21 protein-coding genes are annotated in these 16,331 nt (G+C 58.5%); 9 read left to right on the forward strand and 12 right to left on the reverse strand.

Annotated elements, in window-relative coordinates; all coding sequences use genetic code 11:
• Positions 1 to 191 precede the first annotated feature (191 nt).
• The 8 genes from FTO60_RS02155 to FTO60_RS17805 form a co-directional block, all read right to left on the reverse strand.
• Complete coding sequence (locus FTO60_RS02155) at positions 192 to 872, reverse strand: hypothetical protein (RefSeq protein ID WP_172623778.1); 681 nt, start codon at positions 870 to 872, stop codon at positions 192 to 194.
• 62 nt (positions 873 to 934) lie between these two features.
• Positions 935 to 3,259, reverse strand: coding sequence for a heavy metal translocating P-type ATPase (locus tag FTO60_RS02160; RefSeq protein ID WP_148057017.1), 2,325 nt, complete (start codon positions 3,257 to 3,259; stop codon positions 935 to 937).
• A gap of 258 nt (positions 3,260 to 3,517) precedes the next feature.
• Positions 3,518 to 4,207, reverse strand: a complete 690-nt coding sequence (locus FTO60_RS02165; protein ID WP_148054429.1) for a TVP38/TMEM64 family protein — start codon at positions 4,205 to 4,207, stop codon at positions 3,518 to 3,520.
• The gene (locus FTO60_RS02170) at positions 4,197 to 4,598 is read right to left on the reverse strand and encodes a DUF6010 family protein (RefSeq protein WP_148054430.1); all 402 of its coding nucleotides are present in this window, start codon (positions 4,596 to 4,598) and stop codon (positions 4,197 to 4,199) included. Before FTO60_RS02170 ends, FTO60_RS02165 begins: the two co-directional genes overlap by 11 nt.
• Positions 4,599 to 4,686: 88 nt before the next feature.
• On the reverse strand, positions 4,687 to 6,132 hold the full coding sequence (locus FTO60_RS02175) for a multicopper oxidase domain-containing protein (RefSeq protein ID WP_148054431.1): 1,446 nt from the start codon (positions 6,130 to 6,132) through the stop codon (positions 4,687 to 4,689).
• A gap of 11 nt (positions 6,133 to 6,143) precedes the next feature.
• Entirely contained in the window at positions 6,144 to 6,614 is a 471-nt protein-coding gene (locus tag FTO60_RS02180) for a rhodanese-like domain-containing protein (protein WP_148054432.1), read from the reverse strand.
• A gap of 20 nt (positions 6,615 to 6,634) precedes the next feature.
• Positions 6,635 to 7,021: a DUF302 domain-containing protein gene (locus FTO60_RS02185; protein WP_148054433.1), complete on the reverse strand. Its 387-nt coding sequence runs from the start codon at positions 7,019 to 7,021 to the stop codon at positions 6,635 to 6,637.
• Between the two features lie 111 nt (positions 7,022 to 7,132).
• Entirely contained in the window at positions 7,133 to 7,804 is a 672-nt protein-coding gene (locus tag FTO60_RS17805; RefSeq protein ID WP_197738509.1) for an EF-hand domain-containing protein, read from the reverse strand.
• Positions 7,805 to 7,975: 171 nt separating this feature from the next.
• Here FTO60_RS17805 and FTO60_RS02195 point away from each other — a divergent pair, with 171 nt between their 5' ends.
• Genes FTO60_RS02195 through FTO60_RS02205 form a run of 4 tightly spaced genes read left to right on the forward strand, consistent with a single transcriptional unit; the run spans position 7,976 to position 10,410 of the window.
• Positions 7,976 to 8,698 carry a response regulator gene (locus FTO60_RS02195; protein ID WP_148054434.1) on the forward strand — a complete coding sequence of 241 codons (723 nt, stop codon included), beginning with the start codon at positions 7,976 to 7,978 and terminating at the stop codon, positions 8,696 to 8,698.
• A complete protein-coding gene (locus tag FTO60_RS02200) occupies positions 8,698 to 10,098 on the forward strand; it encodes an ATP-binding protein (RefSeq protein ID WP_148057019.1) in 1,401 nt (466 codons plus the stop codon). Before FTO60_RS02195 ends, FTO60_RS02200 begins: the two co-directional genes overlap by 1 nt.
• 1 nt (position 10,099) lies before the next feature.
• Entirely contained in the window at positions 10,100 to 10,261 is a 162-nt protein-coding gene (locus FTO60_RS17865) for a hypothetical protein (protein ID WP_254696866.1), read from the forward strand.
• The gene (locus FTO60_RS02205; protein ID WP_254696867.1) at positions 10,258 to 10,410 is read left to right on the forward strand and encodes an SHOCT domain-containing protein; all 153 of its coding nucleotides are present in this window, start codon (positions 10,258 to 10,260) and stop codon (positions 10,408 to 10,410) included. Before FTO60_RS17865 ends, FTO60_RS02205 begins: the two co-directional genes overlap by 4 nt.
• A gap of 12 nt (positions 10,411 to 10,422) precedes the next feature.
• Here the strand turns inward: FTO60_RS02205 and FTO60_RS02210 are convergent, their stop codons facing one another.
• The gene (locus FTO60_RS02210) at positions 10,423 to 10,719 is read right to left on the reverse strand and encodes a DUF2933 domain-containing protein (protein WP_254696868.1); all 297 of its coding nucleotides are present in this window, start codon (positions 10,717 to 10,719) and stop codon (positions 10,423 to 10,425) included.
• Between the two features lie 186 nt (positions 10,720 to 10,905).
• On the opposite strand from FTO60_RS02210, the gene FTO60_RS02215 reads away from it, so the two are divergent.
• From FTO60_RS02215 to FTO60_RS02230, 4 genes are all read left to right on the forward strand, one after another.
• The gene (locus FTO60_RS02215; protein WP_148054436.1) at positions 10,906 to 11,469 is read left to right on the forward strand and encodes a L,D-transpeptidase; all 564 of its coding nucleotides are present in this window, start codon (positions 10,906 to 10,908) and stop codon (positions 11,467 to 11,469) included.
• A 24-nt stretch (positions 11,470 to 11,493) separates the two neighbouring features.
• On the forward strand, positions 11,494 to 11,952 hold the full coding sequence (locus FTO60_RS02220) for a cytochrome c (RefSeq protein ID WP_148054437.1): 459 nt from the start codon (positions 11,494 to 11,496) through the stop codon (positions 11,950 to 11,952).
• A gap of 323 nt (positions 11,953 to 12,275) precedes the next feature.
• Entirely contained in the window at positions 12,276 to 13,670 is a 1,395-nt protein-coding gene (locus FTO60_RS02225) for a multicopper oxidase family protein (RefSeq protein WP_148054438.1), read from the forward strand.
• 120 nt (positions 13,671 to 13,790) lie between these two features.
• Positions 13,791 to 14,477, forward strand: coding sequence for a DsbA family protein (locus tag FTO60_RS02230; RefSeq protein ID WP_254696932.1), 687 nt, complete (start codon positions 13,791 to 13,793; stop codon positions 14,475 to 14,477).
• A 51-nt stretch (positions 14,478 to 14,528) separates the two neighbouring features.
• Here FTO60_RS02230 and FTO60_RS02235 read toward each other — a convergent pair whose 3' ends face one another.
• A complete protein-coding gene (locus tag FTO60_RS02235) occupies positions 14,529 to 14,729 on the reverse strand; it encodes a heavy-metal-associated domain-containing protein (protein ID WP_148054440.1) in 201 nt (66 codons plus the stop codon).
• Between the two features lie 328 nt (positions 14,730 to 15,057).
• On the opposite strand from FTO60_RS02235, the gene FTO60_RS02240 reads away from it, so the two are divergent.
• Positions 15,058 to 15,723, forward strand: coding sequence for a L,D-transpeptidase (locus tag FTO60_RS02240; RefSeq protein WP_148054441.1), 666 nt, complete (start codon positions 15,058 to 15,060; stop codon positions 15,721 to 15,723).
• A gap of 73 nt (positions 15,724 to 15,796) precedes the next feature.
• Here the strand turns inward: FTO60_RS02240 and FTO60_RS02245 are convergent, their stop codons facing one another.
• Both FTO60_RS02245 and FTO60_RS17580 read right to left on the reverse strand, forming a co-directional pair.
• Positions 15,797 to 16,084: a hypothetical protein gene (locus tag FTO60_RS02245; protein WP_148054442.1), complete on the reverse strand. Its 288-nt coding sequence runs from the start codon at positions 16,082 to 16,084 to the stop codon at positions 15,797 to 15,799.
• 68 nt (positions 16,085 to 16,152) lie between these two features.
• Positions 16,153 to 16,323, reverse strand: coding sequence for a hypothetical protein (locus FTO60_RS17580; RefSeq protein ID WP_172623780.1), 171 nt, complete (start codon positions 16,321 to 16,323; stop codon positions 16,153 to 16,155).
• Positions 16,324 to 16,331: the final 8 nt, after the last annotated feature.

A 16,331-nucleotide genomic window follows, 5' to 3' on the forward strand; every position in this document is an offset into this window, starting at 1 on the left:
CTACATTTGGCAACGGGGCTAGAGAGATTGACGCGGTTTCAGGGCTGGTTTGTTGAAATTTGCTGCATCGGCGAAATTTGTCGCCGCCAGCGCGAACAAACGTTGCGCGAACAAGTGCCGCACTGGCACAAGTCCGCTTAGCCCGCGAAGCAGCCTTGCTATAAGGGCGGGCCGGTCAGGTTCACCGCCAATTACTGCTGGGCGGATCGGGCGATCCAGCACATGTCGCAAACGCTGTCGCCGTGCGAAAGCGTCCGGGTTCTACGGTAGTGACCGCGGTGACCATCATCGGCAATGAGGTCGGCACCCGGCCAATCATAGGTGCACCAGCTTTTTCTAAAGACCTCGAGAATTTCGGGATCACCCTCCTGTTCCGAAAGGCGCCGGGCCAAAGTTTGCGGCGGACAATGCGTGAAATGCGTCAGGATATCATCGCCGTCGCGGCTGGTCTCAACTGCGTAGCCGGGTGCCCCATGTGCGCCGAATGGAAACCAAAGCAGCATGCGGATCGTCCAGCGGATACGGCGGCCCGGATCGCGGGCCATCATCCGGACCGGAGCGGACGTCAGCCCAAGGAGCCGTCGATATATGTCCCACCCAAGATCACTGACGAGTTGCCGGGTGACCTCTGCCGGCACGCCCAAGTTCGTCAGAACCCGACCGGCCGAAATCGTATAGGTTGCGAATTCGACCATCAGTTGGGTGCCAAAGGAAGGCAGCGCATCAAGCGTTGCCTGCGGGCGCAGCGCCGATACATCGGCCTCTACAGAAGCGAGAAACGTTTCAATATCGCTGTGTAGCCAACGATAGGGGTGTCCGTTGGCGTCTACAAAAGCATGATTGATCAGGACGCTTTTGGCTGCGCGTTTCACAACCTGCCGTAGTCCTGCCCGGGTGATTTTCCATCTGATCGACTTCAAGGTCGTGACAATCCTCATAGCTTTAGCCGCCGTAAGCGAAGCGCATTTGAGATTACGGATACCGATGAGAGGCTCATCGCCGCGGCGGCGATCATCGGCGACAAAAGAAGCCCGAACACCGGATAAAGGATGCCTGCAGCGACCGGCACACCGGCCGCGTTATAGGCAAATGCAAAGAACAGGTTTTGTTTGATGTTGCGCAACGTGGCCTTGGCGAGTTTGCGCGCCCGCACAATACCAACAAGATCACCGCCCAGAAGCGTGATGCCGGCGCTTTCGACAGCGACATCCGCGCCGGTGCCCATCGCGATACCGACGTCAGCGGCGGCAAGGGCAGGGGCATCGTTCACTCCATCGCCCGCCATCGCGATATAGGCACCTTGGGCGCGCAGCTCCTCGACCAGATCTTTCTTGTCTTCGGGCAGCACACCTGCGCGCACCTCGTCGATGCCAAGCTTGCCCGCCACGGCCTCGGCGGTGCGTTGATTGTCGCCGGTTGCCATGATGATGCGCAGACCAAGCGCGTGAAGATCGCGGATCGCCCCCGCGGTCGAGTCCTTGATCGGGTCGGCCACGGCGACGATACCGGCAAGCGCGCCATCCACGGCGATGAACATTGCCGTCTTGCCATCGGCGCGCAGGGTGTTGGCGGCTTCGTCGCCGGTCGCGGTATCGACGGACAGGGACTGCATCATGGCCGCATTTCCCAAGGCGACATGCCGTTTGGCGATCAGGCCTTTTACACCCTTTCCCGTCACGGCCTCGAATTCGGTAGCGTCCAGCCGTTCGGCACCACGGTCCTTTGCGCCTTCAAGAATGGCCTCGGCAAGGGGGTGTTCGGACCCGCGTTCCAGCGCGGCGGCCAAGGCAAGCACATCGGCTTCGGGCAGGTCACCCAGCGGGATGACATCCGTCAACACGGGCTTGCCCATCGTCAGGGTGCCAGTCTTGTCGACGATGACAGTATCGACGCGCGCCATCCTTTCAAGCGCCTCGGCGTCCTTGATCAGCACGCCGGACTGCGCCCCGCGCCCTGCCGCCGTCGTGATCGAAATCGGCGTGGCCAGCCCCAGCGCACATGGGCACGCGATAATCAGCACCGACACAGCCGACGCAATGGCAAAGGCAAGCGCGGGATCGGGGCCAAACGCCAACCAGACCACAAACGCGGTGATCGCAATGACCACGACAGTGGGCACGAAAACTGATGACACAAGGTCGGCCAGACCCTGGATCGGTGCTCGCGACCGGCGCGCGCCAGCCACCATTTCGACAATCTGCGACAGCACGGTATCGGCGCCGATATGCGTGGCACGAATGGCCAGCGTCCCGTTTTTGTTGATGGTTCCGCCGGTAACGCGGTCGCCTTGGGTTTTTTCAATCGGAACCGGCTCGCCCGTGATCATGCTTTCGTCGATTGATGACCGGCCCTCGACAACCTCGCCATCGACCGGAACGCTGTCACCGGGCCGCACCCGCAACACATCGCCTGTTATCACATTTTCAAGCGGGGCATCATATTCGTTTCCATCGGGCAGAATGCGCCGCGCGGTCTTGGGCGCAAGATCAAGAAGCGCGCGGATTGCGTCACCGGTCTGTTCCCTTGCGCGCAGCTCAAGAACCTGACCGACAAAGATCAACGCGATGATCACAACTGCGGCTTCGTAATAGGTGCCCACGCTTTCACCCATGCGGTATTCGGCCGGAAATACACCCGGCAAGAACGTCGCGAACAGAGAATAGAGGTAGGCTGCACCAACACCGAGCGAAATCAGGGTCCACATGTTTGGCGACCTGTTGCGGATGGAATCCCAGCCGCGCACAAAGAACGGCTGCGCCGCCCAAAGCACGATCGGCGTGGCAATCACGAATTCGATATAGGTCGCAAGGCGATGGCCCACCCAGTCGCGCACAGGGAGTCCGAATAGTTCTCCCATGGTCAGGATCACCAGCGGCACTGCTGCCACCGACGAAATCCACATGCGCCGTGTAAAATCTGTCAGTTCTTCGGAAGGCTCATCCGATGGGAGAATTGATTCCAGAGCCATGCCGCAAATCGGGCAGGCACCCGGTTCGTCGCGGATGATTTCGGGATGCATCGGGCAGGTCCATTGGGTGCCCGGCTGCGCTTGCTGGCCAACCGACGCCGCGTTGCCGGATGCGTAGAAATATGGATCGGTCTGAAATTTTGTTTGGCACTTCTCCGAGCAGAAATAGTGGCTTTCCCCATCGTAGTTTTCTGACCGGGTGTCCTCCTTGATCTCGACGGTCATGCCGCAGACCGGGTCCTTGGCAGTATTTGCACCCGCGGGAATCGCATTGTGGCCGTGTCCTTGCATGTGCGTGTGATCGTGGTCAGACATGAATTGCTCCAATTGATTTAGATCGCGTCAGCGGTGCCATCGCCATGCTGCACGGCGCATGCTCACGAGATGTCGTATAAGTATAGCCTTAAGCCGAGGAAGATTGCAGTAACGGTAATGCTGATCCAGCCAGTTGTGCGATTTGTCCGTTAAGCGCCACAAGGCCCGCACTGACCAAGATGCCGGTGCCCACGGCATCGACCAGCGTTCGACGGCCTGTATCGGATTTGGCCTTCATGGCGCTGATCCCTTATCAGCGCGCGCAAAAGGGCGCCAGCGCAGTGCCACCGCGAGCAGCGGCAATGCGGTGATCAGGCCAAGCCCAAGAACGGCCCATTCTGTTGCGCCGTAACTGCCCTCGAGAGCGCCTGCGCCCACGTGAGCCAGCACAAAACTGGCGGGCAGGATGCCTGCGAAGGTCGCAATCAGGAACCGCCAGAGATGCAATTTGCTTAGCCCGGCCGCATAGCTGATCGCGTCGAACGAAATAAATGGCAACAGCCGGGAACCGAATACCGTCAGCGTCAACGCGTTCTGCGACCCAAACAAGCCATAGTCGGCTTTGTCGCCAAGGATCCGCTCGACAGTTGCACGCCCAAGATATCGTGCAATCAGGAACGCGACGACCGCCCCCAGTTCAGCACCAATCGCGACAAAGATTGCGCCTGTCACATGCCCATATGTCGCCCCGGCTACCAATGCGATAGGGGCGCTGGGAATGGGGGTGGCGACGATGGCGACCACCATCAGACCAATGATCAGGACCGGCCCCCAAAGACCGGCCCGATCAACCCATTGCATGACGGTCTGTTTATCGATTTCGGGCAGGCCGAGTTGCTGCCAACCCAAAACCAGCCCTGCCAAGGCCGCGATCAGGACTCCGACTCCGACAAGGCGCAGCAGTGTGGTTCGGTCAGAAGGCATATAGAACCACCAGAAACGCTGCTGCCGCCAGATCGAAGATCACGCAAAGCGGGATATACCAGCGCGGTACCGGCGCCCCGAAGGTCCCGTTATGATGTGCCATGTCCCAAAAAGCATGCGCGGCCAGCCCTATGGGTAGCGCGCTCCAGTGCCACCAAATCCCGACCAGTGCAGCAACACCGAAAAGGCAGGCAACGGCCAATTCCATCGAAAAGGTCGTGAAATTGTCGGCGCCAGCCCCAAAACCGATATAAGCGCCTCCGATCAGGGCCAGCGTCACCGCCGCAAGCGTGATCGAATAGTCCTGCGGGAGCAGCAGGTGAAACGGGACTGTGACGGCAAACAATGCCCCGCCGACAAAGGTAGGGCGGTTCACCAGATTATCGGTCATATTCGTGCCTCGATGTAGTCCCAACGCGCTTGACTCGTGGCCTCAGATAGGCCTTCCAGCAAGGGTAAGGTCAACAGGCAGCCTAGCGTTATCCTACCGTGAACTGCCCCATCATGCCACCGTCTTCGTGTTCCAGAATATGACAGTGGAACATGAAAGGGGTGTCACGCGATGCGGCCTGATCGAACTTGACCAACACCTCGGCGCTGCCATTGACAAGAACGGTATCCTTCCAGCCGGTGTTTTGCGTCGCAGGCGCGCGGCCGCCTTGTGACAGCACCTGAAACGTCACGCCGTGAATATGGAAGGGATGCATCATCATATCAGCCGTGATGCGCCATCGCTCGACCGTGCCACGGGGGATATCAAAGTTGATTTCCTCCATGTCAAAGGCCGCGCCGTTGACAGAAAAACGGTTACCGCCGCCCCGCAACATCATACCCATCCCCATCGGCATATCCAAAGAAATGTCACGCAGGGATGCGCCAGTGCCATCGGCTTGCGGAAGGCTTCCGCCGATGTCATCAGGAACCCGATCCTTGGCAGCCAACAGTGCCCCATCGACAGAAAATGGCAGCACCACGAAAGGTGTTCCACCTCCGCCGCCGCCCATCATTCCGCCCATCATCTGATTGGGGTTTGGCGCAGAAACCAAGGCGATATCGCGCTCGTCCGAAAAGTCGATCAAGACTTCAAACCGTTCGCCGGGCGCAATGGTCAGATCGTGCAGCGCAATGGGACGATCCAGATAACCGTTGTCGGTGGCGATCAGGTGCATCTCGCGCCCGTCAGACATGGAGAGCGGGTAAATCCGCGCGTTCGATCCATTGATCAGCCGCAAGCGCACAATTCCCTTTGGAACAACGGCTGTGCGGCCTACCTGCCCGTTGACAACCATCGTATCGCCCATGAAGCCCATCATCTGGTCTGCCATTCCGGAATCATAACTAATCCGACCACTCCGATCAAAGCGACGGTCTTGCAGTACCAATGTCAGATCGTCGATGCCATAGGCAATGGGCAGCCCGCGCGCTTCGTCCTGTCCGTCAGCGATTTGCAAGACACCGGCAAGCCCCTTCTGGACCTGTCGTGCCGTACTTTCGTGGACATGCGTGTGATACCAGGCGGTTGATGCGGGCTGCGTGATGGCCAGTTCTGGCGCCCAGGTTTCGCCCTGCGAAATCGTTTGGTGCGGCCCGCCATCTGCGTCACCCGGCACCAGCAAGCCGTGCCAATGAACCGAAATCGGCTCATCAACAGTGTTTAACACTTCGGCTGCCGTAGACTGCCCCGTTGCAAGACGCAGGGTTGGTCCCAGGTGGGGTTGGTTGAACCCCCAGGTTTGGCTTGCTCCGGCATCAAGAAAATCTGTCGTGCCCCGCTGCGCCGTAAGTTTGAAACGCCGGGTTCGGGTCGCGTCTAGCAATGGCGGCATCGCCAAGGGCACGCGCGCGGATTGTGCCCGTGTAAGAACAGGGTGAATGGCGACGGGCAGGGCGGCGGCGCCTGCAAGGAATTTTCGTCTGGAAATCATAACGTTGGCCTTCAAGCGAGGAGGGAGGGAAGGACGGAAAGAGCTGAGTCACTTGATACAACCGGTAGGTCACTGTCGATCCAGCCTGTCGCGGTGGGCGATCCCAACATGCCGCCCGCCACGTCCACAAACCCCGGCACCTGACCTTGGCGCAGTTGATCCATGATAAAGCCGGATCGCCGCCCTGTCCGGCAAATCAGCGCGACGGGGCGACCATCTGCCAGTTCGCGCGCGGCAAACAGCCTTTCACCAAAGCGCGGGTCCGTCATATCCAGCGGCCAAGCGCCCTCGGCAACGCCCGTGTCGCGCCATTCGTCAGGGCGCCGGACATCCACCAGGCGGGCGGTGTTTGCAGTCATCGCAGCATAGGTGTCCTGCGCCGACCATATGTCGTGATCCCGTGCCCAAAGCGGGCTGGCGATCAGGAACGGGACCGGCGCTGTCAACGTTGTTCCCAGAAATCTACGGCGGTTCAGGGGCATGGTTGTTCTCCTTGGTCTGTTCACGCGGCGTCGATTGCGGTTTTCAGCATCTCGCGCACTTGCCCGGCCACATCATGAAGCGCTGCATTCTCTACGGCAGCCATCGAGGCGACAGGATCAACGGCGCTGACTTCGATACCGCCCTCGACTTCACGCAGGATTACATTGCAGGGCAACATCGCTCCGATGCGCGGCTCAAGCCCGATGGCCTGATGTGCCATGTTTGGATTGCATGCGCCCAGGATGCGATATCCCAGCATATCCACGTCGATCTTTTCTTTCATCGTCGCTTTGACGTCGATTTCGGTCAGAACACCAAATCCGTTGTCCTTGAGTGCGGCGCGCACACGCATGTCGGCATCATCAATCGTGGTGTCGCCGAGGGTGCGATTGTAGGTATAGCTCATATCGTTCTCCTTTGGTTTCTATTGGGGCGACGGCCCGGTTATGTGTCCAGGATCGAAGCTGATCCTGAGACCTGTATAACCGGAGCCGTCCCATTAGGGTTCCCAAATGTATTATTGCGCATCCATCGGCGCATTACCACGACGACCTGCGCCGATCACATCGACCGACTTGGCCAGCTCGTCTTCGCTGATAACCCCGTCACCGTCGGCATCAAGAAGCTGAAACCGGTCAACCATCGTTTCGCGCATCACGCGGGTGTGCATGGTTTCGAATTCCTGCAGATTCAACTGGCCATCGCCATCCGAGTCAGCGTCACTGCGCATGGACTGCATCATGCCAAGCGCTTCTTCAGACGACACTTCGCCGTCGTCGTCGGCGTCAAAGGCTTCCATCATCGCGGCGCCCATCATCGGAAAGCGGCCGGCCCCGGCGTTGTGACCTGGGCCGTTCATGCCCATTGGCTGCATGCCAGAATGCATCTGCATCATCATCTGCATCATCATCTGATGGTTGGCCATCATACTGGCCATGCCGTTCATACTGCCCATGCCGCCCATGCCGCCCATGCCGGGCGTGCCGCCCATGCCGGATGCGCCGCCCATGCCGCCCATGCCGGACGCGCCGCCCATACCGCCCATTTCACCGGCACCGGTTTGGGCTTGGGGTGTCGCAGTGGCCCCACCGCCGGCTTGGGCACCGTGATGATTGTTGTCTGCAACCGCAGTGACCGCGCTGAACAGCGTGATGGCGGTGGCGGCTGCAATGTTGTGAGTAAGAGACATATCTTTTCCTTTCGTGGTTTCATTGACAGATTAGTTCTGCCTAAAGCGGCAAAATTGAAAGGGCTGAACACCGGTGTTTTTGTATCCGTCTGTCGCAGCCCCCGCTGCCTGATACAAAGGGTGACAAAACCGGGCCTAACCGATCCGGTTCAAATGACCTAGATAGGACAAATGCAACACACACCACACATCCTTGTTGTCGATGACCACCAGCAGATCCGGGATAGCGTGACCCGCTTTCTGGAAAAGAACGGGTTGCGCGCGACGGCCGCCAAGGACGCGCCCGACATGGACGCCAAACTTGCCGCAGGCCAGTTTGATCTGATGGTGCTGGATGTCATGATGCCGGGTGAAAGTGGCCTTTCGGTTTGCCGCCGCATCTCGGCTGAACGTGAGCTGCCGATTATCATGCTGACAGCTTTGGGTGAGGAAACCGACCGGATTGTCGGGCTGGAAATCGGGGCTGACGATTATCTTGCCAAGCCGTTTAACCCGCGCGAACTGCTCGCACGGATCAAGGCGGTGTTGCGGCGTTCAGAGCAACCCGAGACGATTTCACGCGGACTCGCCGGAAGAAAACTGCGTTTCGCCCACCTTGTCCTGGACGTGGATCGGCAAATTCTGATCCACGAAGATGGTCAGGAAACGGCGCTGACGCTTGCGGACTTCCGGCTGTTATCAGTGTTGATAGAACGGCCCCGCATGGTCCTGAGCCGCGAACAGTTGCTGGACCTGTCCGCCGGGATTTCCGCAGGGCCGCTTGATCGCAAGATCGACAACCAGATTTCCCGCCTGCGGCGCAAGATCGAACCCGATATCCTGCGCCCAAGGATCATCAAAACCGTGCGCAATGGCGGCTACAGCCTGAACGCAGACATCACGGATGTCACATGATCTGGCGTGGATTGCATACCTTGCGGGTCCAGCTTGTGCTGTTGATCGTCGTCGCATTGGCCGTTGCACAGGTCATCAGCTTGTTGCTGTTTGCCGATGAACGCAGTCTCGCCATCCGCTTGTCGTTGGGTTTCGAGGCGGCGGGCCGAGCAGCCAATGTGGCGCGGTTGCTTGAAGAAGCGCCCGCCGATCTGCGCCCGTCGATCCTGCGGGCGGCGAATTCGCCGCTGGTGCGGTTTGACCTGGCAGATCTGCCGCTTGTTCAGCGCACTGACCAATCCGACGGTGTTATGGTGGAAAATCGTGTGCGCGCCCTGCTGGGCGATGACTACAGTCGTGATATCCGCGTAGAGCTGCACGAAATAACCGGCGAACTCATGCCGCTTCCCAACCTGTCCCACGAGATGACCGAGATGCACGTCGCGATGATGCGCGGTGAACTGTCGGCCACCGAAATGACCCTGTCGATCGCCATATCGGGAGGGCAGTGGCTGAATGTCAGCACCCGGTTCGAACGCCCGCCACTCCAATGGCCGTTTTACGCCATGCTGACCTTTGCGCTGTCGGCCTTTGCGATTCTCGTGGCCGTGTTTTGGTTTGTCATGACGCGCCTGACGGGGCCGCTGCGTCGCCTTGTCGGTGCCGTTGACCGTCTGGGCCGTGGCGAAGACGTTGCGGCGCTGCCGATGCAGGGACCCGCAGAAGTGCGCGAGCTGACTTCTGGTTTCAATCGGATGCAAGATAGATTGACCCGATTTGTCGCTGATCGCACACGCGTCCTCGCCGCGCTTGGTCATGACCTGCGTTCGCCTTTGACGGCGCTGCGTGTGCGCGCTGAAATGGTTGATGACAACGAAACCCGCGATAGCCTTGTTGCATCGGTCGAGGAGATGCAATCAATGGTCGATGCAACTCTGACATTTGCCCGCGGCCTGACTGGTAACGAAGCGGTCGAAACGGTCGAAATCCAGGCGTTCCTGCGCGAGCTGCAAGCCAGCAAAGCCGTTGCGTTTACTCTCACCGAGGGGCAACCGCTGCAGGTCAGGCTTCGCCCCAATGCGATGCGGCGCGCCCTGCGCAACCTGATCGAAAACGCTGTGCGCTACGGCAATCACGCGCAGGTATCATGGAGCGCACAAGACGACAGCCTGACCATCACCATTGCGGATGATGGGCCAGGCATTCCCGACAAGGATATCGCGCGGGTCTTTGATCCCTTTTTCCGGCTCGAGGAAAGCCGCTCGCTAGAAACCGGTGGCCACGGGCTTGGTCTGTCGATCGCCCGTTCGATCATCCGCGCCCACGGTGGCGATATCACCTTGAAAAACCGTAACCACGGTGGCCTCGCTGCAATCGTGCAGCTGCCATTTGTGGCCAAACAACTGAAAGAAGGAGACTAAGATGAAACTGAATGGATTATGGACAATTCCTCTGGTGACAATGCTGGGAACAGCGGCCTATGCGGAAGACGGAATTGGCAATGACTGGGGGATCGGGCACATGTGGGGCGGAGGATACGGAATGTTTGGCGGAGTGATGATGATTTTGTTCTGGGGGCTGTGATCGCCCTGATCGTCGTGGCCGTGCGCCAGTTCGGCAATGGCCCAAGCAAGCCTGATCAAGACCCAGCACAGATCCTCAAGGAACGCTTTGCGCGCGGTGAAATCGAGGAAGAAGAATACCGCAAGCGCTTGGCCGCATTGAAGGAATAACGGCCTGCGTCTCTAGGCACGCTTGCCTTCGGGTTGGGCCAATATGTGAACTGTGGCGGGGGCATCCTGCTTGGCCCCGCCGCTTTCGCCGTTTCCGTGGCAGGATTTTCCCATCATCTTGTGCATGACCACATGCGCGCCAGAGCACAGCGCAAGCGGGGCAAAGATGCCAGCATTGGACCAAAGGCCGACGATCGAGCCGCCTCCGGCAAGATAGATCGCAATCGGCACGAACATCACAGCACAACAGGCGGCCATGCCCCACTTAAAGAGCGAGGATGCGTCGCCCGCCTTTTCTGTCCCTGTCACGTGATTTTCGTTGTGCATACAGGCCGCTCGGGATAAAGTTGGGCGGTATTTGCGAGCCTCCCCTATGGGAAGGTCAAGGATACATTTGGATACAAAAGTAACGCAGATGTAGGTTGCCGGTAGCGCCACATCGCGCAATAGACGTGGGAACGCGTCAAAGATCGCGGGGGCAGAGGAGTTTTTGGTATGAAGAAACCCATGAAATTCAACCGGCGCGGATTTGTGACCACCAGTGCCGCATTTTTGTTTGCGCCGCAGGTTCTGCGGGCGCAATCCAACCCTGTGATCCGGCGCAACGTTTCCTCGTTCGCGCTGCATGAATGGCAAGATCATTTTGACGCCCTTGGGCGGGGAATCATCATATCGGACACCAATACGATGGTGTTGCAGCACTGGACTTTGGACGGGGAAATGCGGGTCTATCCGACCTCGGTGCCCCTGACCGACGAACTGACGCGGCGCGGCTATACTGAAGTTGTCGAAAAGCGCGAAAACCCCGGCTGGGCACCGACGCCTTCCATGCGCATACGCAACCCCGAATGGCCCGCGTATGTGCCGGGCGGCGATCCAACCAATCCGCTGGGGACACGGGCGCTTTATCTGTCGTGGCAATATTACCGTATCCACGGCACACAAGACACGCGCAAGATCGGGCGTCGGTCGTCCAACGGGTGCATCGGGCTTTACAACGTCCAGATCGAAGAAGTTTATGATCGTGTCCCCGTCGGCACCCAAGTCAAGCTGATCTAAAGCGGCTAAATTGAAGGAACAGGCATGAATTTTTGGGGAATAGTGGTCGGCGGTGTTTTGGTTGTCGGACTGGGTGTCGTCGGCTGGCAGGCCTTTCAACCCGAGGTCGCCACGCAGGATCATTCGATGGTGCCGCCCGATACCAGCGATATCGCCGCAGGCGGGGCGCTGGCTGACGTTGTCCTACCGGCAGAGTTGTCGACGGATGCCCAGATCGGCAAACGTATCTTCGAGGTTTCTTGCGCCGCGTGCCACGGCCAGAATGCGGCAGGTCAAAACGGTGTCGCCCCACCATTGGTGCACATCACTTATGAACCCAACCACCATTCCGACGCGGCCTTTATTATTGCAGCGCAAAACGGTGTGCGTGCCCACCACTGGGATTTTGGGAACATGCCACCGATCGAAGGTGTGACTCAGGCGGACGTCCAGTTCATCGCGCGATATATTCGCGAACTTCAGCGCGCCAACGGAATCAATTAAGGATGCCTTTCGCAAACGGCGTGGTCACGAACCCGTCGTGGGCTGGAAAACCCTTTGGATTTGCACCTTCCGATGTCTCCGGATTGCGGACGGAACTTGACGCGTTCTTCCCTCCAGACCACCCGTTGGATTCTGATGGTAACATCGGCAACTCGGCGCTCAAAGGCCTATGCGTAGCGATCTTTGAAAGGATCGGGTCGCAGGCGCGTCTTATTGTCCTGCATGATGTGCAAGCTACTTAACGACTTGAGGGCGGTAGGCTGAGTGCGGCACAATAAGACCATTCGCGGGCTCTTGGGCTTCCGGATCAAAGGATGAAACGAATGAGACAGACACGACGGCAATTCCTGGGCGCAACTGCGGCCTTTTCGGCGGCGGCGATCGCGCCACATCGCCTTATGGCCCAAGCCTCGGGCTTTGCGCCAATAACAGCGCGGACCGCCGCGGTGCAGCTTGCCCCCGAAGGCTATGCCAAGACAGACATCTGGGGATACGATGGCGCGATGCCCGGGCCGACGATCCGCGTCCAGCAGGGTGCGCGTGTGCAGCGAGAGTTTGTCAACGCATTGCCGCAAGCAAGTTCGGTCCACTGGCACGGAATAAGGATCGCGAACGCGATGGACGGGGTCTCGGGATTGACCCAGGACGCTGTCGCGCCGGGCGACACGTTTGAGTATGATTTTGTCGTGCCCGATGCCGGCACGTACTGGTTTCACGCTCATAACAGGTCGTTTGAACAGGTGGCGCGCGGCCTTCATGGCGCGTTGATCGTCGAAGAACCGGTCGCGGTGGATGTTGACCGCGACGAGGTTCTGGTCGTGGATGATTGGCTGCTGAACCCTGAAACGGCCCAGTTGGATCCCGATTTCGAGGCGGCGCATGACCGAAGTCACGCAGGCCGCAGTGGCAATTTCATTGTGACGAACGGCGACTACGAATTCAGCACGGATGTTAAAAAGGGTGACCGGTTGCGCCTGCGCCTGATCAATGCGGCCAATGCACGGATTTTCGTGCTGTCGCTTGCCGGGCTCGACGGGTGGGCGATGGCCTATGATGGCATGCCGCTGGCACAGCCCGAAAAGATTGAGGGTGATTTTCCGCTTGCCCCCGGGCAGCGTGTCGATCTGTTTGTCGATGTGACGGCCGAGGTGGGCGAAAGCGCCTATGTGTTGCGGACGCTGGATGGTCAAAATATGCCCCAGGCAACATTTCCGGTGACAGCCGCAAGCACCGGCAGCATGCGTGGGGCGCCCGACGCCCTGCCCGCGAACACCATCGCGGAAATCGGCGATCTGGCCGATGCCCGTTCGCTGATCCTGAACATGGAAGGCGGCGCGATGGGCCAGTTGGAGGCGGCCATACTTGACGGCGAACGCCGGACCTTTCGCCAGTTGGCCGATGCCAACCAGTTCTGGGCTTTTAACGGGGTGATCGGCATGACTGACACGCCGCTTGCCACTCTTGCGCGCGGCGAAACGGTGCGCCTTACAATCAAGAACGACACGGCATTCCCGCATGCGATACACCTGCACGGCATGCATTTCCGCGAAGTTGCGCAAGACGGTCAGCTTGGCCCGATGCGCGATACTCTGCTCAGCATTGGCGGGCAGTCAAACGAGATCGCGTTTGTCGCCGACAATCCGGGGAAATGGCTCTTGCATTGCCATATGCTGACGCACGCCGCGTCGGGCATGATGACATGGGTTGATGTGGCATGACTTGCACCCCTTGGTGCGATTGAAATAAGAAATTCAGGCCGACAATTCAGGCACAGATCAGAAATAGGGAACACTAACATGTCGGTAAGAAATACCATTTTCACAGCGGTTTTGGCGACCATGCCCTTTGGGGCACTTGCGCAAACGCTTGACGAAGACCGTGTCAAAGAACTGGTTCTTGAAGCGATCCGCGAGAACCCGCAGATTGTCATCGAAGCGGTCGAAATCCTGCAGCAGCGCGAGGCAAGTGCCCAAGCGCAGTTGCAGGCCCAAACCCTGACAGACCAGCGCATGCTGCTTGAACAAGACCCCAATGCGCCCGTCCTTGGCAACCCCGAAGGCGATGTGACCGTGGTCGAATTTTTCGATTACAACTGCCCCTATTGCAGGCAGGCCATGCCCGAAGTTCAGGGCATGTTGGATGCGGACCCGAACGTGCGGTTGGTCTATCGTGAATGGCCTATCCTGGGCGAAGGGTCGGTCTTTGCGGCCCGGGCGGCACTCGCGTCACGCAATCAGGGCAAATACGAAGAATTCCATTGGGCGATGATGGGGATGACGGGTCGCGCCGAGGAAGCCTCGGTCATGCGCATCGCCAATGAGGTCGGTCTCGATATCGACCAGTTGTTGGCCGATATGGAAAGCCCCGAAGTCAATGCCCACCTGGAAGAATCGATGCGGTTGTCCCAGGCTCTTGGGTTCAACGGAACGCCGTCTTTCGTTATCGGCGAGGATTTGTTGCCGGGCTTCGTCGAAGAATCTGTGCTGTTGGAGGTCGTGCAAAAGACCCGCGACGCAGATCAGTAATCAGAAAATGGGCCACCGCCGCCGTCTGGTCGGCGGTGGCTCGCAGCCAGATCAGGCTGCAATGACTTCGTTATCGTATCCGGCGCCCTTGATCAGGCCAGCTACGGTTTCGACGGGCAGGCTGCTTTGAACAGATACTGTGCGCGCCTCAAGATCGCATGCCAGTGTTGCTGTTTCATCCGATCCTTTGACCGCTTTTTCAATCGAGCTGGTGCAATGACCGCAGCTCATTTCCGGGACTTTGAATTCCATGACTCATACCTTTTGTTAGTGCCAAGCTGACATAGGCTTTCCAGTGAGGGGAAGGTCAAGTGTTTCTGCGCAATCAGATGCGCATTGTCGCGTTATTGAAGTGCGACCAACAAATCGATTTCCAAAGCGTAGCAAACCATCGAAATAGCTGCTGAAACAGTGTGGCTTGATCGACAGAGCGTTGTTTGGCAAAGAATTGCCTATGGCCACCACACAAAATCGTGTGATTTCATATTTCTTCTTGAGGCTCTAGTAGGTGTAAGCTGTAGCTCTCGACCGAGAATGTTGATAAGTATGCCACGCCGCCAAGACAACGGAGAAACAAGTAATGTTAACAAGACGCCATTTCATCACTACCAGCGCAGCGCTGTTTTCAGCACCGATCGCAACGCCTCTGCTGGCCAGCACATGGCCCAACGAAGCTGAGAAGGCGGCTTGGGATGTGCAGATCACGCCAGAGAATTTTGATCTCGCGACGTCCAATCCCTGGGGTCTGGAACAGCGGTTCCTGCCACAGCGCGTTGAGGCGCGCGATACTTTGACGCCGGGTGACATCCACGTCGATGCGGTCGCAAGATACCTTTACCACATCGAAGAAGGCGGGACGGCAATGCGCTACGGTGTAGCGATCGGGCGTGGCGGCCTTTACGAGCCGGGCGTATATACCGTCCGCCGCAAGGTCGAATGGCCCCACTGGACACCTACCCGATCGATGATTGAGCGCGAGCCCGAATTGTACGAGCGCTGGGCAGACGGGATGCAGCCCGGGCCAACCAACGCGCTTGGGTCACGTGCGATCTATCTCTATGTGGGGCAGCGCGATACCTATCTGCGGATTCACGGCACGCCATATCCAAGATCCATCGGTAGCCGGGCAAGTTCGGGATGCGTGCGTATGGTCATGGCCCACATCAATACGCTTTATCCAAATGTCAAAATGGAGTCGACCGTCTATCTTTATTCGGCCGAAGACAGCGTCGTCTCGGTAGGTTGATTCACCGACCGCGACATGCGTCGCCCAACAAGTTTGCACGCTCGGCGCACATCGCCGAGCGTGTTTTTTTTGTTTAGCTTGATTGTTCTTCTTCTTGGCGAATGCAGATCGCGCGCCCGTCTGTGGTCTTGAGCGGCAGCGGCGTGGTCTCGACGGGACCTGCGTGCAAATACCAGTAGCAATTGTCTTCGGGGCGCAAATACGCCGCCATGACGTCCTGATTGGGTGCGGCAACGGCGACGACTTGTTCGGGCACCGGGGGCGTAGGGGCTGTGTCTTGATCCTCAGAGCCAGCCAAACCGACGGTGCAAGCACCGAGCAATGGTAGCAATGTGAGTAGGGCTGTGTTTCGATTGAACATCCGGCGGCTCCTTGAACTAATAATCTGCTGATCTTTCGCTGATAGGATGCAATGCATCCAATATGCAATCAATTCTGCGTGGGGGCCAATAATTCCGGCAAATGAGTGGTTTTTCGGCGACCACTTGGGCTGACCATGCGGGTCAGGTTGCGCAATAGCCCGTCGCGCAGGCGGTTCGATCCTAGCCGCCCTGGCTGGCCGTTGATCAGGGCGGTTGTTACAAAAATTTCACTTTCCATAGCCATTA

The sequence above is a fragment of the Octadecabacter sp. SW4 genome (genome assembly GCF_008065155.1).
In the GTDB taxonomy this organism is placed as follows: domain Bacteria; phylum Pseudomonadota; class Alphaproteobacteria; order Rhodobacterales; family Rhodobacteraceae; genus SW4.